Origin of the sequence: Heliorestis convoluta (genome assembly GCF_009649955.1) — a bacterium.
GTDB lineage: Bacteria > Bacillota > Desulfitobacteriia > Heliobacteriales > Heliobacteriaceae > Heliorestis > Heliorestis convoluta.
In genome coordinates this window covers 2,727,886-2,750,023 of the sequence record NZ_CP045875.1, presented here as the reverse complement: position 1 = coordinate 2,750,023, position 22,138 = coordinate 2,727,886, and the positions used below count along the sequence as shown (strand labels likewise).

Sequence of the window (22,138 nt, the reverse complement as noted above, 5' to 3'; positions counted from 1 at the left end):
GCGTGGGACCAGTCCAGAGCGGAGGAAAGCGTGATGACCTGGCCCCTCTGCAAAGTTACTCTATCGTCAGTGTGATAAACCTGGGTGTGTCACGGGGATGTTTCGTTTGCCACGCAATTTTCATCTTTGGTTGTGCCCAACCGGGCATGACTGGTTAGTACGAAAATAGAATTTTCATCTTTGGTTGTGCCCGACCGGGCATGGGGGGTTAACACGAAAATAGCTACCCCGTGGTGGGGTCAGGCGTTATGAATTCCTTCCGAACGGACTCATCCCACGCCATGAGCGGCAGCAAGCTGCCGATGGCTGAGGTCTGAAGTCCTCTCTCCAGGAAGTCATAACGCCTGACCCAGATACATCTTGCTGGTTGTGACTGAGTTTTGGCCTATTGCATTGCAAATACAATAGGTAGCTGCGGATAGAAGAAAGTTTCGCCAAGTTGTGCCTAACCGGGCATGACTGGTTAGTTTAGTTTGTTTTCTTTTCGGAGGCTTTATTCCATGTGGCCTTGCTAGCAATGCTATGGGTAGAGGTTCATTTTATAGTTTTCTCTTTCTGGTGCCAAGTCATCGCTTGTTGGTTTGTAGCTTTTTTGTTTTTTTCATTGTTATGAAAAAAGCGAACCAATCTGTATGGTTCGCTTTTTTCTCTATTTTTTTATGAAGCATCTTCTTATAGATAGGATTTAATTATTTGTTCCATATAGTCTTCTATATCTTTAAGGTTCTTTTTTAGGATGCTATAGATAATTTCTGGGTCGATTTTGGCGTAGTCATGTACAAGGACGTTTCTGAATTTGGCCATTTTTTGTAAAGCGGCTAAGGATTGGGGGGTAATTATTTTTTCGTCAGCGAGAACTGTGAAAACATCTTTGTTGCTAATAGGTTCACGAAATTTTTCATCAGCTATGATGTGACTCCCGATGTCAAGAGTGCATTCAACAGCTAGGTGTAATGTTCTTTCTACATAACGCCTTGTTACTTTATCTTCTTTGAATATAGAGAGGGTTATTGCTGCGTTGTCTCGGATCTCTGTAAGGTCCTTTATGTATTCTGTAAGAAGTGTTATTTTTTGCGTTAGGAGCTTATGATCGACCATTTTCTTTCCCTCTTTTTTCAAGAAAGTCTTTTATGATGGCTTTTTGTCGTCGTTCAAGATGCGGCATTAGGTCAAAGTATTCTCTTCGTGATCGTACTTCTTGATCTATGCGGTAGGCTTTGTCTTTTTCTATGATCAGTTTTCCGTACTTTCGAATCTGATGTTGTAGAAATAGCGGTGCTTCGAGTAGGTCGATGACGTCTGCGCTTCGTTGGGCTACGTCTTCTATGTGGCCCATTAGTTCTAAGCGTTTTTCGAAGCGTTCTAGTTTTGTCATGGCTGGGATAAATAAGATGGCAATGTCAATGTCGCTGTTGGCTCTGTAGTTTCCTTTGGCGATGGAACCGAAGAGGTAGGCGGCGCTGACTTCTTCCTTTTTTTGTAAGATTTTCTTGGTTTCTTCTATTGCTTCTTCTATTGTATTTTTTATAGTCATGACAAAATCACTTCCTCGCATAGAGGTTTTTGATAGTGTATCATAAGTTCCATAATTTTACAAGCAGAGAGTTCTTGAGCAGCAACGCTGTTGATGGCGACCTCTGTCTATTTTGGGGATATGAGAAGGTTTCGTAGATTCTATTTTTACAGACCCAAGGCTGCTCTTCTGTCTTCGATGATGCTAGAAAGCTCTTTGGCTGCTTTGGCAGGGCTACTTTCTATGATGATGTAGCCGCCGGTGATTTCTTTGAGGTCTTCGGTGAGTACTTTGGTGATTGTTTCGCTGCCGGTGATAAACGGTGCTGTGGCTAGGTGTAGGGGTAGTCCTAGGGCGAGACCGAAGGCACCATCGGCAAGGGCTTGTTCTTCCAGCCATTGTGGTGCTGAGAGGACAAGTGGTAGTTGGGGGATGTCGATGGCAAGGGCTTCTGCCAGTTCGGCGGCGATCATTTCCAGGCGTCCGATGGCGAGGCAAGGGCCGAAGTTAAGGACTGGAGGGATGCCAAGGCTTTCGCAAACACTGCGGAGGTTGTCGCTGGCTAGAGATGCTGCGGCCGGTGACATGAGTCCTACGTTTTCTAAGCCTCCGCTGGAGCAACCGGCCGAGAGGACGAGGATATCTTTTTGGATTAGTTCTTGGGTGAGGCCGACTGTAATGACGTCATGGCCTAAAGCAACGTTGGAACATCCGACAACGGCGGCGATGCCTTTGATTTTGCCGCTGGCGATGAGGTCGATAAGGGGCTTCCAGCTGTGGCCGAGAAATTGTTTTAGTGATTTTTCACTAAGACCGGTGACTACGTCGTCGTGACCATGGTCTGTGGGGATATCAATTCTGATCTGATTTCTTCTTTCTTGGTAGCTCTTGATGGCGCTTTCGATGATCTGATCTGTTAGGGCTTCGGCCTGATTCATGGTAAAAGGCTGGTAGGTGGCGCCTGCTGTTCGGGCTACATCGTCGAGGCAGATTCGTTTGACTTGGTATTTTTCGGTTAGCGGTTCTAGGCCTGGGACAGTGCAGTTAAATTCGGAAAGTAGGAGGTCGATGGCCCCTGTAGTAATCAAGGCTTCGCTGGTAAAATTGTTGCCTGTATGTCCGGCGAAGATATCCTGACAGTGTTCTCCTCGCACTTGTAGGTCCTGGCCTACGCAGGTGGAACCTATGATTTTGAAGCCTTTGGCGCCTGCTGCTTCTGCTTGGGCTATGGCTTCCGGTGTTGTCAGTTTATCCTGCAGATCTGCAAGCATGGAATGTTGATGGCCTGTGATCATAATATTGATGTAATTTTCGTCGACCACTTTGAAGCCAACAGAGGCTTGGCGAATGACAGGCTCGCCCATGATGACATCGTTGACGAGGTTGGTTAGGGTCAGGCCGTAGAGTCCTGTGGAGATGCCTAGGGTTAGGGTTTGTAATAGCATGTCAATAGGGTCGCTGTTGAGATTGGTCGATGTTTTGACGATGCTGTCAAAGACTTCTGATTTGGCACCGCCGGGGAGTATGTTGAGGTCTTGCCATTTTTCATAGCGTTTGGTTGGTGTGAGTACTTTGACAAGCTCCATTTTTTCTTCTCTTGGTTTGTAGAGGTCTTGCAGGATCTTTTGGGCTACTTCGATGGCTTTTTGGTGCACTGTCATGGTTTCTGCTTCTTTTATGTGTAAGAGTTCGGCGAGCTCTTGGAGTTTGCCTTCTCCTTTGAGGGTGCCTTCTTTTTCTCCGATGGCTTTTAGGTTTTTGGCTGCATTTTCGATGACGTGGATATAACAGGCAGAACCGGCTGCGACGGCACGTAGAAAGTTTCTGGCTACGATGGTGTCGGCGTTGGCACCACAGACACCGCGAGGTGCTGTTTTGGTTATTTTACAAGGTCCGTTGGAGCAGAGGGTACAGCAGATGCCTTGGAGGCCAAAGGTACATTTGTGTTTTTGTGGTTCTACGCGGTGAAAGGATGTTTCTTCGCCTTTGGTGGCGATGTATTGTTCTAGTTTTTTGTCGGCTGATGGGCAGATGGCCATTGGTTTCAGTCTCCTTTTGTTGTATTATTTTGTATTATCCTATACCTTTTTGGTATACTTTTGGGCCAACCTAGGCTCGCCTTGCTATGTGATGAGGGGCCGTCGTACGATGATTGCATCGCTACTTTGTGCTGAAGACAGGCTTTTTTATATTTTCAAAGTTAACTCTTTCTAAGTCTTTGATGAAGCGGGATTGGATCTGGGCGAGTGCCTGGTGAACTTGGCATTGTGAGCCTGCTGTGATGAGATTGCAGTTGTTGATGTTGTCGAGGCAGCTATTTAGATAGATGGGTCCTTCGATGGCCTCAATGACTTCTTTGAAAGTGACTGAACTTGGGGGACGATGGAGTGCGTAACCACCGTAGATTCCTCGATAGGATTGTACGATGCCAGCTTTTTGCAGCTTTCTAAGTAGCTTTAGGGAGAAGCGAAGGGGGATGGCTTGCTGTTCGGCGATTGTTTTGGCTTCGACGATTTCTCCCTGCCCGACTTCTGTTAGATAGGCGATCACTCGTAGGGCGTAATCTGCTTCTTGGGTGATTTTCATAGGCTGACCTCGCTAAAATGGTAATTATTGTGGATTAAAGTATACTCTATCGGTGTAGTTTTTAGTTTACTCTTCTTGTATTTTTTGTCAAGTGTCTTTTGAAGAAGGTTTTGCTTTCAGTATTTCGCTGGTGATAATAAAAGGTATTATTCAAAGGCGTTGCGAAATATATGTTAAATAATGGTATTTGATTTGGTGTGAAGGGAGGAGGTTTTTATGAGCCATCGATGCAAAAGGACGCTGTTACTTGTGGAGGGTTCGGCTTTTGAGAAGAAAGAGGGTGATTCTGTTTATGCCGGTGAGCTCCTCGGTTACTCGGGAGCGCGCTCAATCAAAGCGCCTTATCATGGTGTGATTGAGGCGATTGCCTTTCATCATGAGGCGCACACAGTGGCTATCTATATTAAGAGTCGGAATGTGGAAAAAGAGATTTCATCGTAGGCCAAATCTCGGGCACAGCCAGCAAGATGTACCTAGGTCAGGCGTTATGAATTCCTGGGAAGGAATTCATAACGCCTGACCTCAGCACAAGGTAGCTATTTTCTATTTATAATGTCCCTTTTAATTTAGCCAAGGCGTCGGCAAGGGCGGTGTTCATCGGCCCTTGGTCTTCTTTTTTCTGGCTTTTCATGTATTGGGCGACATCTTTTTTGGAGGTCTTGCCGGGATCTTTTTTTCTTCGCTCCTGGAAGGCTGAGAGTTTTTCCCGGTAGCCGCAGCGACAGTAGAAGATTTGACCTTCTCCTTCGCCTCGTAGTTCAAGCTTTTTCTTGCATTCGGGGCAGCGTGCGTTCGTTGTTTTGGCTACGTTTTTTCGCTCTCCACACTGGCGGTCTTGACAGACGAGGAGGACACCTTTTTTGCTGTTTACTTGAAGCATTTTTTTGCCACATTGGGGGCATTTTTCGCCTGTGAGATTGTCGTGTTGGAATTTTTTTTCGCTTTTTTTGATTTCTGCGACGACTTGTTGAGCGTACTTTTTCATTTCGTTGACAAAGGCCTGCTTGGGCAAGGTGCCTTTGGCTATGGCGTTGAGCTTTTGTTCCCATTGCGCTGTTAGGGCTGGTGATTGGAGCTCTTCTGGGACGAGTTCTAGAAGTTGGCGGCCTTTTGAGGTGCTGTGAATGTCTTTGCCTTTTTTCTCGATTAAAAAGCTGTTAAAAAGTTTTTCAATGATGTCGGCTCTTGTGGCAACTGTGCCGAGGCCGCCTGTTTGTCCCATTGTTTTGATCAGATCTTGCTTTTCTCCTGTCATATAGGGTATGGGATTTTCCATGGCTGACAGTAATGTTCCTTCATTAAAATAAGCCGGTGGCTTAGTCTGGCCTTGTCGTTGTCTTAGTTCGGCGATGGTAAGAATTTGTTGTGGCTGCAAGTCTGGCAGGATCTGATCGGATAGGCCTTCTGCGGCTTCTTCGTCCTTTTCATCGCCGCTGGTATGATCGTAAACTTCTTTCCAGCCAGCCTGAAGGATATGCTTTCCTTTGGCTAGAAAGGTTTCTCCGCCGATTTTGGCTTTTATTGTTATTTGCTCATATTCAAAAGGTGGGTAGAGCACAGCGAGGAAGCGTTTCACAACGAGATCGTAGATTTTTCTTTCTTTGTCCGTAAGGTTATTCAGAAGAATCGTTTCTTCGGTGGGGATGATGGCATGGTGATCGGAGACTTTGCTGTCGTCAATGAAGGCTTTGCTTGTTTTGATAGGATTTCGTAAGATTTTGGCGGCTTTGGCTGTGTAAGGACCGATGCTGATGGCTTTGATTCTTTCTTTTAAGGTGTCGACCATGTCACTCGATAGGTACCGTGAGTCTGTGCGCGGGTAGGTCAAGATCTTGTGCTGTTCGTACAGTCTTTGCATAATGGAGAGGGTCTCTTTGGCGGAGTAACCGAAGCGTTTGTTGGCATCTCTTTGTAGTTCTGTAAGGTCATAAAGGGGGGGTGCATAAGTTTTTTTGGCTTTTTTGCTGATTTCTGTGATTTGAGCTTTTTGGCCTTGTAGCTTTTGTAGCAGTTGATCGCTTTGGTTTTTATCAAAGGTTTTATAGTCTTTTGTTTTCTCGTCTTGCCATTGTAACTCGAGTGTGACTTTATTCTGGTTGCCATGCTCCGTGCTTTGTGCCGTTTGAGCTGTAGCGACTAGGCTGTAATAGCTTCGAGGTTGGAAGTTTTTGATTTCTTCTTCTCGACGAGCGATGATTGCAAGCGTTGGTGTTTGTACACGACCACAGGAAAGCTGGGCGTTAAACTTACAGGTGAGCGCTCGTGTGGCATTGATGCCTACAAGCCAGTCGGCTTCCGAGCGAGCTACGGCTGAGGCGTAGAGGTTTTCGTACTCTTTTCCATTTTTCAGCTTTTGAAAGCCTTCTCGAATGGCTTTGTCGGTGACAGAGGAAATCCAGAGCCGCTTAAGGGGCTTTTTGATATTTGCTTTTTCTAAGATCCAGCGACCGACGAGTTCTCCTTCTCGTCCTGCATCGGTGGCTAAGACGATGTCTTTGACGTCTTTGCGTTGTAGGAGTTCTTTGACTTTATGATACTGCTTGCTGCTCTCACGAATGATAACCAGCTTGAGCTGTGGTGGTAATAGAGGCAGATCTTCCATACGCCATTCCTTGTACTTTTCATCGTATCCTTCTGGGTCTGCTAAGGTAACGAGGTGTCCTAAAGCCCAGGTGACAATGTAGCGCTCGCTTTCAAAGTAGCCGTTGTTTTTTTTATGACATTGTAAGACTCGTGCTAGGTCGCGGCCTACGGACGGTTTTTCTGCTAAGACGAGTGTTTTGCTCATAAGGTAGTTCCTTTCTGCTGTTCTATAATTTGTATTTTTTTCTAGTATTTTTAACTAGATGGTTTTCTTTTTGTCTCTTTTGCAGTGATTCTTTTTACTTTTTTAGTTGCAAAAACCATATTGACACTGTTTTTGTTATTGTGTTAGAATAATTGATTTTGATATTTGCTGCTTTTTCTGTTATAATGAAATCATACTCAAGCAGGGGGTGCTTCATGTGTTTCAAGTCGGTGATAAGATTGTCTATCCCATGCATGGAGCCGGTGTGATTGAAGATATTCAAGAGAAAGAAATTCTAGGCAACAAGCAACTCTATTATGTTGTAACGATTGGCAACATGCAAGTAATGTTTCCGACAGAGGCGAAAATCTCGATTCGACCCGTTGTAGATGTAGCTATTGTGGAAGATGTACTGTCAAGCACTTTTCAGGAGGAAGTATCTGAGTCGTCTTTGAGTCATTCACAGCGCTATCGGATGAATATGAACCGCATGAAAAGTGGCGATATCTACGAAGGTGCACAGGTGATCCGTGATCTGGTGCGAATTGCCGCGAAGCGTTCTCTGACCACAGGCGATCGCTCTATGTTAGACAATGCACGGCAAATTTTCGTTAGCGAACTGGCTCTTGTGATGGGTATTGATCAGGAAGAAGCGAAGGAATTACTGGAAGAAGCCTTAGAAAGTCCTTGTGCAGAGAGTTGCTAACTTTTTAGGAAGGGACGTAGCTCTTGTGGATTGCAAAAGCGTCCTCGTAACAGCGATACCATGCTGTTGCGAGGACGCTTTTGTGCTTTCTCCGGATTGTTTATTGCGCTTTATCTTCATCACTAAAAGCTTCTGAGATCTCTTGAAATCTTCTTTCTAATCGCAAAAAGGCTTCTACGATGGCCGGGTCAAAGTGCACTCCCGAACCTTCTCTTATGATTTTAATGGCTTCTGTATGTGGAAGTGCTTTTTTATAGATTCGTCGGCTAATTAAAGCGTCATAGACATCTGCTACGGCCATGAGACGCGCTGGAATGGGAATTTCTTCGCCGCGGAGACCTTCGGGGTAGCCACTGCCATCCCATTTCTCGTGATGGGATAGCGCAATTTCTTTGGCAAAGCGAAGAAAAGTTTCCCCTTGATTGAGCAACATTTCAGCTCGTACAATCGCATCTCGCCCTAAAAGGGTATGGGTTTTCATAATTTCAAACTCTTTATCGCACAACGCTTCAGGTTTTTGTAAGATAGCGTCAGGGATGCCCACTTTACCAATATCATGCAAAGGAACTGACTTTACAAGCAACTGAATATTTTCTGCTGAAAGAAAATGACGAAACCGTTCATGGTGATGAAGATCTCGCGCCAATTCCCATACATATTGTTGCGTACGTCGGAGGTGATTTCCCGTCTCATTGTCCCGCGTTTCTGCCAAGGAAGCCATGGCAACGATAGATACTTCTTGGATTAAAGCGATTTCTTCTGTGCGCCGAGCTACTTCTGTTTCTAGATAGGCGTTTTTGTCTTTCAGAAAATCTCTGGCTTCTTTTAAAGTGAGATGGGTCTTGATGCGGGAATATAAAATGGGTGGGCTGATTGGTTTGACAATATAGTCTACAGCGCCTAAAGCCAAGCCTTTCTGTTCATCTTCCACTTTGCTCAGGGCTGTTAGAAATATGACAGGGATATCAGCCAGGCAAGGGCTTTCCTTGAGTCGCCGACAGGTCTCATACCCATCCATCTTGGGCATCAGGACATCCAGTAAAATCAAATCGGGTGGTGCCGCTTTGGCGACTGCTAGCGCCATTTCACCGTTGGTAGCAATCTTTACTCTATAATTGTTTTTTAATAACCCACTAATTAGGGCTAAAATTTCTGGTGTATCATCGACAACAAGGATGACTTGTTTTCCCCTTTTCATCCTTCTCCATCACCCACATCTAGGCCTTTCAGTATTTGTAAGGCCTTATCATATTGATAGCTTTTTATTTCTTTTTCTAATTGAACGATCTTGTTGTGGTCTACGTATTCCATCCAAGATTCGCGAACCGAATCGAAAAAATCAATTGCTTCACTGTCGTATTCTTCTAGTAGATCTTGTAACCTTTTCAGTTTGGCTATACTAGACGGGCGATCGTACTGATTCGCCTCGTTCGCAATCACTTCGTTGTATAGCGTGCTTTCAATCCCTTCTATCACTCTATGCAGTTGCTGAGAAAACTGTTCAAAACGCTTTTCTATTGTTTCGGATTTTTCACTTTCTGAGTTGAGTAGGGCTGCTTCTAAAGCTGCAGCACTTTCGTACAGTGTATGAGCGCCTAGGTTTCCTGCCACGCCTTTGATGGAATGGACCCTTGTTACCGCTGTAGCTTTGTCTCCTTGACGCAGTGCTTCTTGCAACGTTTCTGATGCTTTTTGTTGATTGCTGGCAAATTGCATCAGTAGTTTTCTGTACAAGCTGACATTGCCTGCAACACGAGTCAACCCTTCTTCTACATCAAGTCCTGGTATGGATTCTATCATTCTGCCTATTGCTGTGATTTCTTGAGGGATGAGGCTGGATTGTTGTGCAGAAGGATGGTACTGCGACAAGGTAGTAAAAAGTAGATGGGGATCAATTGGCTTGGCCACATGGGCATTCATGCCTGCATCAAGGCACCGCTCTCGTTCACTTTTCATAGCCCACGCTGTTAAGGCAATGATGGGTACGTCTGTATCGGTCTTTCGTATCACACGGGCTGCTTCAAATCCATCCATATCAGGCATTTCTAAGTCGAGGAGGACTAGATCATAAGGCTTTTCGGCAGTAGAAAGCAAGACTTTATCAACAGCCTTTTTGCCGTTGTCTACTAGGTCTACAAGGATGCCTTGGCTTTTCAGCAATTCCTGCACAATCTGCTGATTCACGTCGTTGTCTTCAGCCACAAGTACACGAAGACCTGCCAAGCCATAATTTTTATCCATAATAGTAGGGCTGCGTAGGCTCTCACCTTTTTCCGGTGCAAAAAGATGGACAATGGTGTCGATTAAGAGGGACTGGCTAATGGGCTTCGTAAGAACAGCTTCTAAGTTCGCTTGCTCTGCCTGGTGGCGCAGTTCATCTCTTTCTAAGGCGCTGACCATAATTACGGCTGGCGTCTGTTCTAGATCGGAATTTGTCTTAATGTTCGTAGCTGCCTGAATCCCATTGATGCCTGGCATCTGCCAGTCCATAAAGACCATGGCATAGGGATCTTGGCGATCGGATTGATGAACTGCTGCGATGGCTTCTTCACCGCTTGTGGCTGTATCAACGCGAAAGCCCATAGAACGTAGATACTCAACCATTATTTCAAGAGCCATTGGATTGTCGTCGACGACGAGAAGGCGCATGTTGTTCAGTATATCTGGTATGACGCGCTGTTGCTGTTGTTCTAGCTTTGAAACGCCAAACCAAGCGGTAAAGCTAAATCGACTGCCTTTGCCTGCTTCACTGGTTACCCAGACGGCGCCTTCCATCATTTCCACCAAACGCTTGCAGATGGAAAGACCAAGACCGGTTCCACCATACTTGCGAGTTGTGGAACCATCGGCTTGTGTAAAAGGCTGGAATAGCTTTTCTACTTCTTGTTGAGATAAGCCGATGCCGGTGTCACTGACGTTAAACTGAAGCTGTACTTTGCCGTTCGTGCTTTGGAGCAATTGTACATCAATGGCAACTTGCCCTTTGGCAGTGTATTTCAATGCATTGTCGACCAAGTTGGTAATGACTTGACCCAGTCGAAGGGGATCGCCAATCAAGCTCACAGGGATATCCGGTGGGATATGATATAGAAATTCTAGCCCTTTTTCGTAGGCTTTGCCACTATTTACATCAACAACGCCTTGCATTACATCGGTCAAGAGAAAGTCGATCTGCTCCATCTTAAGGTTGTCAGACTCGATTTTGGAAAAATCGAGTATATCATTGATGATTTGCAATAAAGAGGTTCCGGATTTATAGATTTTTTCTATGTAATCTCTTTGTTTGGGTGTAAGGTCCGTCTTTAAGGCCAAGTAGGCCATGCCGATAATCGCATTAAGTGGTGTCCGTATCTCATGGCTCATGTTGGCCAGAAACATTGATTTGGCCTGCGTTGCTTCTTGAAGCTCTAAAGTTCGAGAGCGAACTATCTCTTCAAGATCTTCTGCTGCTTGGCTTACCAAGCGACGCATTTTCTCTTGTGCTTCTGCGAGACGATTGATCTCTTCCCATTCTGTTTTGGAAAAAGGGGTAGGTCGAAAGTCAAGTCGTCCAATTCGTTCACTTTGCTCTAGTAGTTGACGCAGTGGTCTGCTTAGATGTCTAGCGATTTCATTGGCCAAACCAAAAGAGAGGCCGATCACGAGAACAAGGAGTATGCCTAAAGCATAAAGCCACCGTTCTCTGTCCTGTGCAAAGTAACTTTCTGGTACAAAGATGCCTATAAAAAATTCATGTTGCCCAACCACAATGGGAGTGATCATGGTTAGCCAGACCTCACCATTGCTGGTATAACGCAGCTTTTCTTCGACCGTCCAATTATTATTGCTCCAGCGAGAAAAGCCCGCCTCTAATGATTCCAAGCCCAATGTTGATATGGACTGGATAACGAGGGATTCACCATTTTCCGCCAAAGAACGCTCGCCTACGGGTAAGCCGATTAGAGTGCCTCCTTGGTCAAAAAGGGCCACATAGCCTTTTGGACCGACAGCGACAGATCGAGTAATCATGGAGAGATCTCGTAGTGATACATCCATACCTATGACATAGTTTGTTCCTTCTTGATCGGTGTACAGAAGCGATGCTGTGATACCGGGTTCTTGTTTCGTATAAAATATGTAAGGTTCTGTCCAGAATACGTCTCTTTCTAAAGAGTTCATGGCACCGATAAACCAGGGTCTCTGGCGGCAATCATAGCCGCTTGTTCCTTGTTTCTCTTGAAGAAACATCCCATTTCTATCCCAGTATAGCCACCGTGCCTTTTCTGAATCACGCTCTGGAAAGGTGACTCGACTGCGCCAGCCTTCTTCGTCTTGGAATAAGATGAATTCTTTGGAGTCTTCTCGTGCGTAGATCATGGCCGATAAGGCTGGATTGTTTCGAAGTACAGGCATAAAAAGCTGGCTAAAGCTGTCTATGTCATCATCGGCCCATAGGCTTTTTGCCGCATAGTCTCGGGCGATAAAAAGTTGTCTTTCTGCTGAGTTGAAGAATTCTTCAATATTGTCTTTTATTTCTGATGTGTACTGGCGAAATTCACTGTCGGCGACTCGATCTACGGCAGGATCGATTATAAATTGCTTTACAGCAAGGGCGAATAAGAGGATAATGAAAAACATGGTCATGGATAGGCGTGCAAAAAGTGATTGACGGATCTTTTGTGGCTCCATGGTGGTGTTCCCTGCCTTTCTGGCTTTCGGCTTGGAGCAGGTGTATGTTGTTTTTTGTGCGAAAATAGCATAATGGTTGGCAATAGCTTGATGGTGGGGTCAGGCCTTATTCATTCCTTCCGAACGGACTCATCCCACGCCATAGCCGGCAGCGTAGCTGCCGATGGCTGAGGTCTGAAGTCCTCTCTCCAGGAATGAATAAGGCCTGACCCAGGTACATTTTGCTGGTTGTGACTGAGTTTTGGCCTATTGCAAATTCAATAGGCAGTTATGTAGACATAGCAGGAAGTTATGCAAAGCAGTGCCAATGGGAGTTACAATCAGCAAAAAATCTCTGGGCCTGGGCATCACGCTTTCCGCAGCGGGACTTGGGACCTCAGCTGTCGCCAGCTTGCTGGCGGTAACAGCGTGGGACCAGTCCAGAGCGAAGGAAAGCGTGATGACCTGGCCCCTGCACAATTATCTTTTCATTCATTCCCTAGACATAGAGAAATCTCCTGTCAAATTTGCGTAATTGGGCAGGAGATTTTCGGTTTTTTTCGCCGTTACTTGTGGTACGGCTCTCCCCGATTAATCCGAAAGGCTCTGTAGATCTGTTCTAGCAAGATCAGCTTCATCAGTTGATGGGGGAAGGTCATCTTGGAAAAAGAAAGCTTCTTATTGGCCCTTTGTAGCACTTGGGGGCTCAAGCCGTGGGATCCGCCAATGATAAAGGCGATCTGGCTTTGGCCGTATGTTGCTCGTTGATCGATTTCTCGGGCTAGTTCTTCAGAAGACCAGGTGGTTCCGTCGATGGCCAAGGCAATGACGTAGCTATCTGGTCTTAGTTGTTGTAAGATTCGCTGGCCTTCTTTTTCTTTGACTCGTTCAACTTCTTTGGCACTTAAGGTATCAGGTGCTTCTTCGTCGCTCACTTCTATAGGAGTTAAGCGACAATAGGCTTGTAAGCGCTTGCTAAACTCTTCTATGCCTAATTTGAGATATTTTTCTTTGATTTTTCCTACAGAGATGATTTGAATCTGCAATTGTTCTATCTCCCTTTTATCGTAAAAAACACAGAAGGTCTTCGGGTATATCTCCCTGAAGACCTTCTTGTGCTTTTCTTGTCGTTATGATGAAATAATTCGAATCCTATGCTTTTTTACAGCTCTAGCAATTCTTGCTCTGCTACAAAGCCAATAACAGTCCACTTTGGTGCTCCCATAATGGAAGAGGCTTCATCAATGAGTGCAAGAACCATCACATAGCGTTCATCATTGTCAACGTTACGAACAATGATGCGAGCGGCATCGGCCATGTCGGCGTAGGGAATGTGGCTAGAGCCATGGTTGCCGAAAAGGGAGACACTGAGAACTTCCCAAGAGCCACCTTGTCCAGCCAATGCTGTTACTGTTTCACTGGTCATTTGAGCCAGCAGATCCGGGCTTTCCTGCCAAGGTCCTTGTAAGGAGTGGCTGTGGCCAAACTTTAAGCTTGTGAGAAAAGAGCGGGCAGTTTGGGCTACTCGGGACGTGATGGCACTGTCTAGAAAGGCAGCGTCACCGACGACTTGCCAGCCCTCTTCTGTTTTTACCAGATCCCAGACGTGAGCGCCTTGAACCTGACGGCTATCAAACAGGGTAATGTATTCAAAGACAACATGGGCATGATGACCTTTTACATCGATAGCATACGGTTTTACAAAAATCTCAGGCTTCTCCGCAAGCAAACCTTCTTCCCGCAGCATTTCTTGCACGATGGGGAAATGAATTATCTCTTCTTGTAAGGCATCCGCAATGCCATAGGAACCAAAGGTTTCTTCTAAAATGGCAGGATCGTCTTGGAGAAGCGCCTCAAAACGCTGGTCTAGTGCTTTTTCTACTGTTGACAAGACTTCTTTTTGAGCTTTTGTCTTTGGTTCTACCACATTCATATCCATCAGATACGGTTGTCCTTGATAAGCGACGACAGGCCCAAAAGCAAAGGTCGCAAAGAGCGTTAGAATGATGAGGAAAGGTACCCATCCCCAGGGATGGGGGTTTTTCTTTTCAACTTTGGTATCGTGATGATCTTGTCCCATTGGTAAAATGCCCCCTTCTTCTCCTGTTTCTCCTATTTCTTGTGCGCAAAAAGTCTGTTAGCGAGCTGGCAGCTCACCCAATGTGATTGAAACGGTGACTTCTTCATTGTTACGGAGGAAAGTTACCGTAATCGTATCGCCCACGCGATGCTGAAATAATTCCCGCTGTAGATCTGCCATGTTCCGAACTTGTCGTTCGCCGAGGGCAATGATGATATCGTTATCTTGAATACCGGCCTGCTGCGCGACACCGCCGGGAATAGGACGAACGACCACACCATAATCTACAGGCAGATTATACTGACGCGCTAGCCATTTGTCTACATTCATAATCAAAGTAACTTGCAAAGCGGGCCTTGTAACTTTACCCTGGCTTTGTAAGTCTTGTATAATCTGCTGCACCTGATTGGAAGGGATGGCAAAGCCCATGCCTTCAAAGCCTGGAATGGCGATCTTGATGGAGTTAATTCCGATCACTTCACCGGTTACATTCAAAAGGGCACCGCCGGAGTTCCCAGGATTGATGGCTGCATCGGTCTGAATCAGGTTAAAAGCGTAACCTTCTGGTGTGTTCAATTGGCGATTCAGTCCTGATACAATGCCGGATGTAACAGAGCCGGCAAACTCTCGACCACCTGGGTTCCCAATGGCAATGGCCAATTCTCCCACTTGTACATTTTCAGAGTCTCCAAAGCGTGCGACAGGCAAATTCTCTAGATCGATTTTGAGGACGGCTAGATCGGTCAATCGATCGGTGCCTACCAGCGTAGCACTGGCGGTTCGCCCATCTGCTAAGGTTACTATGATTTCCGTGGCGTCAGCAACGACATGGTGGTTCGTAACGATAAAGCCAGCTGGGTCATAAATGACACCAGAGCCATTTCCTACTTCCTCAATGCGCTGGTTCCAGAAAACACCACGCACAGGCGCTCGGTTGGCAATACCCACCACAGCGGGTCCCACTTGGCGTGCCACTTCTACAATTCTCTGGCTATCGCTGTTAAGGCGTGACAAGTTCAAATCTGGCGAAGGTATAACAAAACCACTTTGCGGTGACTGGCCTCCTTCTGGCTCTGGCATCGATGATGTGTAAAAAAAGAGAGAAATGTAGCCGCCGAGAAAAGCCGCCACAAGCGCTACAAGAAAGTATGAAAGTAAGCCAGGTTGACGCTTTTTGCGGTATACTTCCTCTTCTTCAAAGTGCCCCACAAAAGGCCCCCCTTTGTCCAAATAATATTTATGTTGAAAAAGGTCTTACAGAAAGGCTCCTAAAGATAGCTATTCAACACCAATATTATATTTCCTCCATAGGGTGTATTTCATACCTTGGTGCGACAGTTAGGCGTAGATCTGCTGCTTTTTTATTCTCTTTTTCGGTAAAAAGGCAGCCCTGCTCTTCATGCTTTTTCCAAGCCTTCACAGAGTAGCCTTCTTGTTGTAAGACTTCTTTCACCGTATCTACTGCGATTTCAGGTCGATTGTTTTCTGCACTGAGATGGGCGAGCATAATTTGTTGGGTGCCGCCATCACAAAGCTTGGTCAAAACTCTTCCCGCTTCTTCATTAGAGAGGTGCCCTTCTTTGCTATCAACTCGCCTTTTTAGCCTTTCTGGATAAGGACCCTGGAGAAGCATCTGTCGATCGTGGTTTGATTCAAAGATCAAGGCTTCACAGCCGAGAAGCTTTCTTCCCATAGCCTGCGTCACATAGCCAATATCGGTGGCAATGCCAAGGCGGCTGTTGCCATCATCAAAGGTTAAGCCAATGGATTGGCGGGCATCATGAGGCGTTGGAAAGGTCTCTACTTCTAGATCTTTGATTGTTACTTTATCATCGACTTGAATGGTGTAGATTTGTTCTTCTTTTACCTCACCAATCTTAGACGACATTCCCTGCCAGGTGCCTTCGGTTGCATAGACTGGGTAGCCATAGCGGCGAGCCAGTACGCCTACACCACGAACATGATCAATATGTTCGTGAGTAACTACAATGGCATCTATTGAAGAGGGATCTACCCCTGCTTCTTGCAGGCCTTTTTCTATTTTTTTACCGCTTAATCCTGCATCGACGAGAATACGACTTTCTTTGTGCTCTACATAAATGGCGTTCCCACTTGAACCGCTGGCGATGGTGGTGTATCTCATGTTTTTTCCTTAATCCCTCCGCAGGTGATACAAGTCAATTCTGTAGTCTTTGCCATCAAGATGAATGCGTTGTGTGCTTTTCTCGATATGATAGCCCTGGGGAAGGCGCTGTAGAAATTGTTGCGCTCCTTTTCGACCTGGATCAGTGAGGATAACTTGACCCTGCGGAGCCAGATGATGGTGCAAAACTTTTTCCAAAGCTTCATGAACATCTGGTTCATAGAGAATATCAGAACCGATGATGTAAGAAAAAGTACCTAGTTCAGCGGGAAAATTGCGCCAGTCTGCCTGCACTTGCTGCGTTTCAACGCCGTTAAAGCGACTGTTTTCTGCTGCTACAGAAAGAGCAGCAGAAACAAAGTCGCTCTGAACTACTTTAGCACCTTTGAGAGCGGCTACAATGCCGGCAAGACCTAAGCCACAGCCTAGCTCTAGAAGAGGTTGTTGCGATAAATGAAGTTTTTCTTCTTGCCACAAATACGCCGATAAAGCCAGGGCTGAAGGCCAAAGTTCAGCCCAGAAAGGCAGATCATCGACTTCCTCGGCTCGGTCAATAAGCTCTTCTACGTTGGCAATACGGCGAAAAGTCAAAGTGGGGCCTTGCGGAATGGTAATTCTCTCTTGTAGGTATTGCAACGATGTCACTACTTCCTTCGCTTAGCATTGAATTGATTTTTATTCTATGCGCCGAATTTTAGCGCCTAAAGCCGTTAGTTTTTCTTCTAGCTTTTCATAACCTCTGTCAATATGATAGAGGCCACAGACTTCTGTTTCCCCATCTGCAGTCATCCCTGCGATAAGCAAAGCGGCACCGGCTCGCAGATCGGAAGCTTTTACCTGGGCGCTAGAAAGAGAGGCAACGCCATCAATAATGGCCGTGCGCCCTTCAATCTTAATCTGGGCACCCATGCGTTGCAGCTCATCGACGACGCGGAGGCGATTCTCATAGACATTTTCCACGATCATACTCGTTCCAGGTACAGTCGTTAAGAGAGCCATGGCTTGCGATTGCATATCGGTGGGAAAGCCTGGATAGGGTAAGGTCTTGATATCAACGGCGTTCAGTTCTCCGCGGCCATCGACGACAATCGAATCATCATCTTCTTCAATCTGGACACCCATCTCTCGTAGTTTTGCCGTGACGCCGTGGAGGTGCGTTGGAATGACGTTGGTGACCCGTACACGCCCTCGAGTCGCAGCAGCTGCAATCATGTAGGTACCTGCTTCAACACGATCTGGAATAATAGAGTAGGCTGTTCCTTCTAGCTGCTCTACGCCTTCTACGCGAATCAAATCGGTTCCGGCACCTCGAATTTTACCACCCATGGCATTGATAAAGTTGGCGAGATCGACGATCTCTGGCTCTTTGGCACAGTTTTCAATCAGTGTCTGACCTCGAGCAAGAGCCGCTGCCATCACAATATTTTTGGTCGCGCCAACGGATGGAAAATCGAGGTAAATCTTGGCACCTTGTAGTCTTTTGCTGCCCTGGGCTCCACCACAAATGTAGCCATGTTCTACGGTTAAACTGGCTCCCATGGCTGATAGTCCTTTAATATGTAAGTCCATTGGTCTTGTACCAATGTTATCGCCACCAGGCAAAGCCACTTCAGCCCAGCCAAAGCGACTTACAAGGGGGCCTAGCAGAAGATTGGAAGCTCGCAGCTTCTTGGCTAGCTTATAAGGCGTTTTGCAGGAGATAGTGTCTGGAAGGTTGAGACGGAGAGCATTCGGTCCTATCCATTCTCCTTCTCCACCCATTTCTTTGGCAATATCAAGCATCACATTGACATCGGTGATAGCTGGTATGTTCTCTAAAATAACTTCTCCGCGACTGAGAAAAGAGGCGGCCAATAGAGCCAGCGCTGCATTTTTTGCTCCACTTATGGCTACCGTTCCTTCTAAAGGGGTGCCCCCTTGAACGATAAGTTTACCCAAAGATAATCGTTCCCCTTTCTTGCGCTACCAGGAGCTTGGCCATTTTGCAAAAAAATGAACCTAAACAATTTATATTTCTCTTACTCTTTAGGGATTCCTGCTGTAGCGAGAAAAAAGGCCCCTTTGTAATAAAAGGTTAGCCTTTTTTCTCTGCTTCATAAGCTTTTTGCTTTACTTGCTCGGTGAAGTCGGCCCAAGTCAAGCCAGTAGCCAAGTAAAGGGCTTGCTCTATCTTTTTACCTTGTGCGAGTTCTTCCCAGATCAGAGGCATGGCATCGCTTTGTGCTTCTACAAGTGTATCATAGGCAAGCAGGGATTGACGATAGGCTAGCTTTTGATCGGGCAGGCTGTCAAAACGTCGGTCCATTTCTTCCCAGGGGTACAGTCGCTGTGACCATCCCGGGGCTGGATCTTGCAAAGTATATCCTGTCACGACTCTCTCTATATTCTGGGCCACGGCTTCGGTAAACCAGCGTTGTACGTTGCCTTTCGTTCGATAGTCTAAGATAAGATGAGCTAGTTCATGTGCCATGGGGCCAGCGACAGCGACAGATTCTTTCGATTCAACCGTTCCTTTTGCTGATGGGTCCCACAGTCGGGGTGAAAGAAGGCGAACTACACCTGCATAGTAGACGCCCAAGGCCGATTCATCGTTCCAACCAAAAACTTGATTAAAGCTATGACGATCTTGATAAAAAAGTACGATGGCTTTTTGTTCCGGTCTGCAATTCATATGCCGAACAACCTTGTTATAGATAGATTCTGTTTTCTCTAATAAGACCTCCGCTTCTTGCTGTTGACCTCTTTTATAGCGCAAGATCACACTTTCACCTTCAAGGTGATGCCAATCTTTTGTTTCGCCTAAGGCTTGCTTTATTTTATAGTTGCGATAAAGATGGTAGCTTTTCTGTTGCAACTGTATGATAGGTCTTATTAGAGAAAAGCCTGTTTGGGTTCCTACATGATAGCGCCAAAAATGTATCAGTGCCCTGTAGGCAACTGGGGCTGCTATCAGGTAGTAACCCATATTAAATTTTGCCCCCATTGGCTTCTCCTCTTTCCCCTAAAAAACTTACTAGCTTTCCCTTGAAGCGATACCATTATATCAGGATTGCTTCTTTTTCTGGTTAGTAAAGGGGTGGGAGAAGAGTAAAAAAAGACCACCAGCTTTTTGTGCTGGTGGCAGTGGGAGCACTAGACTGTGCAATATTGCTCTTGAGTCAGCTCAGTGCTTTATTCTTGCTGTGTGTCATCTAGCTCCAAAAGAGCCTCTAGGGTAATCTCTTCCTCGCCTTCTAGTTCAAAAAGGCCTGTTAGATCAGGTGACTGCAATCCTGCTGGAGCGCCCGGCGGTGCACTTTCGATCACAGATGTCGCAAAAGCGACCAACTCTTTTAAGAAGTCGGCTTGTTCTTTTGTGGGGTTTAAGGATTGTGCTTTCGTCCAGACGTCTCTGGCTTTTTCGTAGTCTTGACGCACTTCTATTAGAAAGATGCCATAGTTTAAAGGCGCAATAACGTGCTGTGGATCTTTTTCCATGGCGATTTGAAAGTTTTCTTCCGCTAGATCGCTAATCCCGCTGTAAAAAGCAGCTGTTGCCATATCAACACGAACATTGGTGTCATCGGGGTCCATTTCTAAAGCTTTGCTGTACGCTTCAACAGCTTGTCGGTAAAAATCTTCCCCTTCTTCAAGGTTGCCGTTCAGTGATAAAAAGCGTCCCATGTCGTAGCGATAGTTGCCCAAAGCTACCCAACCTGGCAAGTAGTCGGGATCATTTTCTACTTCTGCTTCCATGATGGCAATATCTTGTCGCAAGCTTTCTTCATAGACTTCTGGATTGATGGTTGGGTCTGATCCAATGGGGAGGGAAAATAAGGTGAAAGCCATGGTACTCCCAATCAGACCAATGGCGAGGATGATAGCTGTTACGGTAACAAAAGTACGATTCTTGTTGAACACGTTCTTCATCCTTTCTATGGTGAATGATTTCTTTTATCTGCAATGACTATCAAGCAGAATCTTGTAATCCCGCGCCAATGATAGGGTGATAGGGTCTTGGGCACAGCATAAATGACATTATAACATAGCTACTTATTCATGATAAGATAAATATTTTTCCACTGCCATGGCAGCAATGGCACCATCCCCAACGGCGGTGGCTACTTGCCGCAGAGGTGTGTTTCTTACGTCACCGCAAGCAAAGACACCGGCAATATTGGTCGCTAACTGGCTGTCGGTAGCAATATAGCCATCGGGCGATAAAGCGACAGCGCCGCCGAGAAAGTCTAGAGAAGGCGCATGACCGACATAGACAAAGATACCTTCGCAGGATAGATCAGAAGCTTCGCCGGTTGTTACATTTTTGGCGACTACTTTTTCTACCGCTGTATCGCCTGTTATTTCTTCCACGACGCTATTCCAGAGAAACTTGATCTTGGGGTTTTTCTTGGCTCTATCTTGGAGGACTTTTGTGGCTCGTAGTTGATCGCGACGATGCACGATGGTGACTTGCGATGCGAATTTGGTCAGGTAGAGAGCTTCTTCTACAGCAGAGTCACCGCCACCGACTACGACAACGTGGCGATCTCGAAAGAAAGCTCCATCGCAAGTGGCGCAGTACGATACGCCTCGACCATGAAAGGTAGCTTCGCCTTTTACACCGAGCTTTTTCGACTGCGCACCTGCTGCTATGATGACGGCGCGAGCAAAAAATCTGTTATCAAAAGCTGTCTCTATGACTTTGAGGTGTCCTTCTAGTTCGCATCGTTGGACTTCTTCGGTGATTAAAGTCGCTCCAAAGCCTGTGGCCTGGCTTAAAAAGCGCATCATGAGCTCGGGCCCTGATACGGGTTCTTCAAAGCCAGGGTAATTTTCTAGCATTTCTGTGGTAGAAGCTTGCCCACCCGGTGTTTGCCCTTCGAAAATGGCTGTCTTTAGGCCTGAGCGAGCGGCATAAAGTGCTGCTGTTAAGCCCGCCGGTCCAGCGCCTATGATGATGACATCGTATATTTCTTTCGGATCGCTATGGAGCCAGGCGGTGTATTCTTTTTTTAGGCACCGATCCATGATTACAGTAAGGCCTGCGGAGGCTGCGAGTGCTTCTGCTTCTTCGTTGATAACGCCTTCTTGGAGCCACAAAACCGATGCACTTCTTTGGATGGCTTGCTGTGCTATAGGTAGCACTTCTTCGGAACGACGAAAAACATCTACTACGTCAATTTTTATTTCTTCAGGAATGGATAGTAGGTCGGGATAGGATTTTTCTCCCAAGACTTCTGTGACTCTTGGGTTGACAGGTATGATTCGATAGCCTTGTGACTGGAGGTATTGAGCAACCTGGTAGCTGGGGCGTTCTTTTTTGTCTGAGATGCCTACAATGGCGATGGTGCGTAGCGAGGGGTAGTAAATCATTTTGTCACTTCCTTATATTTTTTCTATTGTACCGGGCATAGGGGGCTAATACGAAAATAGCTACTCTGTGGTGGGGTCAGGCGTTATGATTTCCTTCCGAACGGACTCATCCCACGCCATGAGCGGCAGCAAGCTGCCGATGGCTGAGGTCTGAAGTCCTCTCTCCAGGAAGTCATAACGCCTGACCCAGATACATCTTGCTGGTTGTGACTGGGTTTGAGCCTATTCCAGATGCACATACAATAGGTAGTTGCGTATAGAAGAAAGTTTCGCCAAGCTATTCCAACGGAAGTAACAATCAGCAAAAACCTTCTGGGACTGGG

18 protein-coding genes are annotated in these 22,138 nt (G+C 46.1%); 2 read left to right on the top strand and 16 right to left on the bottom strand.

What is annotated here, in order from left to right; genetic code table 11:
• Positions 1 to 672 precede the first annotated feature (672 nt).
• The 4 genes from hepT to FTV88_RS13040 all read right to left on the bottom strand — a co-directional run bounded on the left by hepT (position 673) and on the right by FTV88_RS13040 (position 4,099).
• A complete protein-coding gene (gene hepT / locus FTV88_RS13055) occupies positions 673 to 1,098 on the bottom strand; it encodes a type VII toxin-antitoxin system HepT family RNase toxin (protein ID WP_153726020.1) in 426 nt (141 codons plus the stop codon).
• Positions 1,085 to 1,534: a type VII toxin-antitoxin system MntA family adenylyltransferase antitoxin gene (gene mntA, locus FTV88_RS13050; protein ID WP_162008053.1), complete on the bottom strand. Its 450-nt coding sequence runs from the start codon at positions 1,532 to 1,534 to the stop codon at positions 1,085 to 1,087. Before mntA ends, hepT begins: the two co-directional genes overlap by 14 nt.
• 146 nt (positions 1,535 to 1,680) lie before the next feature.
• Positions 1,681 to 3,552, bottom strand: coding sequence for an anaerobic carbon-monoxide dehydrogenase catalytic subunit (gene cooS, locus FTV88_RS13045; RefSeq protein ID WP_153726018.1), 1,872 nt, complete (start codon positions 3,550 to 3,552; stop codon positions 1,681 to 1,683).
• 121 nt (positions 3,553 to 3,673) lie between these two features.
• Positions 3,674 to 4,099 carry an RrF2 family transcriptional regulator gene (locus FTV88_RS13040; RefSeq protein ID WP_153726017.1) on the bottom strand — a complete coding sequence of 142 codons (426 nt, stop codon included), beginning with the start codon at positions 4,097 to 4,099 and terminating at the stop codon, positions 3,674 to 3,676.
• Positions 4,100 to 4,315: 216 nt separating this feature from the next.
• On the opposite strand from FTV88_RS13040, the gene FTV88_RS13035 reads away from it, so the two are divergent.
• On the top strand, positions 4,316 to 4,540 hold the full coding sequence (locus FTV88_RS13035; RefSeq protein WP_153726016.1) for a hypothetical protein: 225 nt from the start codon (positions 4,316 to 4,318) through the stop codon (positions 4,538 to 4,540).
• Between the two features lie 106 nt (positions 4,541 to 4,646).
• On the opposite strand, the gene FTV88_RS13030 is transcribed toward FTV88_RS13035, so the two are convergent.
• Positions 4,647 to 6,887 (bottom strand): DNA topoisomerase III, encoded by a 2,241-nt coding sequence (locus FTV88_RS13030; RefSeq protein ID WP_153726015.1) that lies wholly within the window; start codon positions 6,885 to 6,887, stop codon positions 4,647 to 4,649.
• Between the two features lie 217 nt (positions 6,888 to 7,104).
• Between FTV88_RS13030 and FTV88_RS13025 the strand changes: the two genes are divergently transcribed.
• Positions 7,105 to 7,593, top strand: coding sequence for a CarD family transcriptional regulator (locus FTV88_RS13025; RefSeq protein WP_153726014.1), 489 nt, complete (start codon positions 7,105 to 7,107; stop codon positions 7,591 to 7,593).
• Positions 7,594 to 7,693: 100 nt separating this feature from the next.
• On the opposite strand, the gene FTV88_RS13020 is transcribed toward FTV88_RS13025, so the two are convergent.
• The 11 genes from FTV88_RS13020 to trxB all read right to left on the bottom strand — a co-directional run bounded on the left by FTV88_RS13020 (position 7,694) and on the right by trxB (position 21,815).
• Positions 7,694 to 8,791 (bottom strand): response regulator, encoded by a 1,098-nt coding sequence (locus tag FTV88_RS13020; RefSeq protein WP_153726013.1) that lies wholly within the window; start codon positions 8,789 to 8,791, stop codon positions 7,694 to 7,696.
• Positions 8,788 to 12,261, bottom strand: coding sequence for a response regulator (locus tag FTV88_RS13015; protein WP_153726012.1), 3,474 nt, complete (start codon positions 12,259 to 12,261; stop codon positions 8,788 to 8,790). The genes FTV88_RS13020 and FTV88_RS13015 overlap by 4 nt, the downstream gene beginning before the upstream one ends.
• Positions 12,262 to 12,806: 545 nt before the next feature.
• Complete coding sequence (rlmH, locus tag FTV88_RS13010) at positions 12,807 to 13,286, bottom strand: 23S rRNA (pseudouridine(1915)-N(3))-methyltransferase RlmH (RefSeq protein ID WP_153726011.1); 480 nt, start codon at positions 13,284 to 13,286, stop codon at positions 12,807 to 12,809.
• Positions 13,287 to 13,402: 116 nt separating this feature from the next.
• A complete protein-coding gene (locus FTV88_RS13005) occupies positions 13,403 to 14,320 on the bottom strand; it encodes a hypothetical protein (protein ID WP_153726010.1) in 918 nt (305 codons plus the stop codon).
• 57 nt (positions 14,321 to 14,377) lie between these two features.
• Positions 14,378 to 15,529, bottom strand: a complete 1,152-nt coding sequence (locus FTV88_RS13000) for a S1C family serine protease (protein WP_153726009.1) — start codon at positions 15,527 to 15,529, stop codon at positions 14,378 to 14,380.
• 85 nt (positions 15,530 to 15,614) lie between these two features.
• Positions 15,615 to 16,463 (bottom strand): MBL fold metallo-hydrolase, encoded by an 849-nt coding sequence (locus tag FTV88_RS12995; protein ID WP_153726008.1) that lies wholly within the window; start codon positions 16,461 to 16,463, stop codon positions 15,615 to 15,617.
• A gap of 9 nt (positions 16,464 to 16,472) precedes the next feature.
• Positions 16,473 to 17,099 carry a class I SAM-dependent methyltransferase gene (locus FTV88_RS12990; RefSeq protein WP_162008052.1) on the bottom strand — a complete coding sequence of 209 codons (627 nt, stop codon included), beginning with the start codon at positions 17,097 to 17,099 and terminating at the stop codon, positions 16,473 to 16,475.
• Positions 17,100 to 17,138: 39 nt separating this feature from the next.
• Positions 17,139 to 18,401 (bottom strand): UDP-N-acetylglucosamine 1-carboxyvinyltransferase, encoded by a 1,263-nt coding sequence (gene murA / locus FTV88_RS12985; protein ID WP_153726006.1) that lies wholly within the window; start codon positions 18,399 to 18,401, stop codon positions 17,139 to 17,141.
• A gap of 136 nt (positions 18,402 to 18,537) precedes the next feature.
• The gene (locus FTV88_RS12980; RefSeq protein ID WP_153726005.1) at positions 18,538 to 19,446 is read right to left on the bottom strand and encodes a hypothetical protein; all 909 of its coding nucleotides are present in this window, start codon (positions 19,444 to 19,446) and stop codon (positions 18,538 to 18,540) included.
• A gap of 188 nt (positions 19,447 to 19,634) precedes the next feature.
• Positions 19,635 to 20,363, bottom strand: a complete 729-nt coding sequence (locus FTV88_RS12975; RefSeq protein ID WP_162008051.1) for a tetratricopeptide repeat protein — start codon at positions 20,361 to 20,363, stop codon at positions 19,635 to 19,637.
• Between the two features lie 132 nt (positions 20,364 to 20,495).
• Positions 20,496 to 21,815: a thioredoxin-disulfide reductase gene (gene trxB, locus FTV88_RS12970; protein ID WP_153726003.1), complete on the bottom strand. Its 1,320-nt coding sequence runs from the start codon at positions 21,813 to 21,815 to the stop codon at positions 20,496 to 20,498.
• Positions 21,816 to 22,138: the final 323 nt, after the last annotated feature.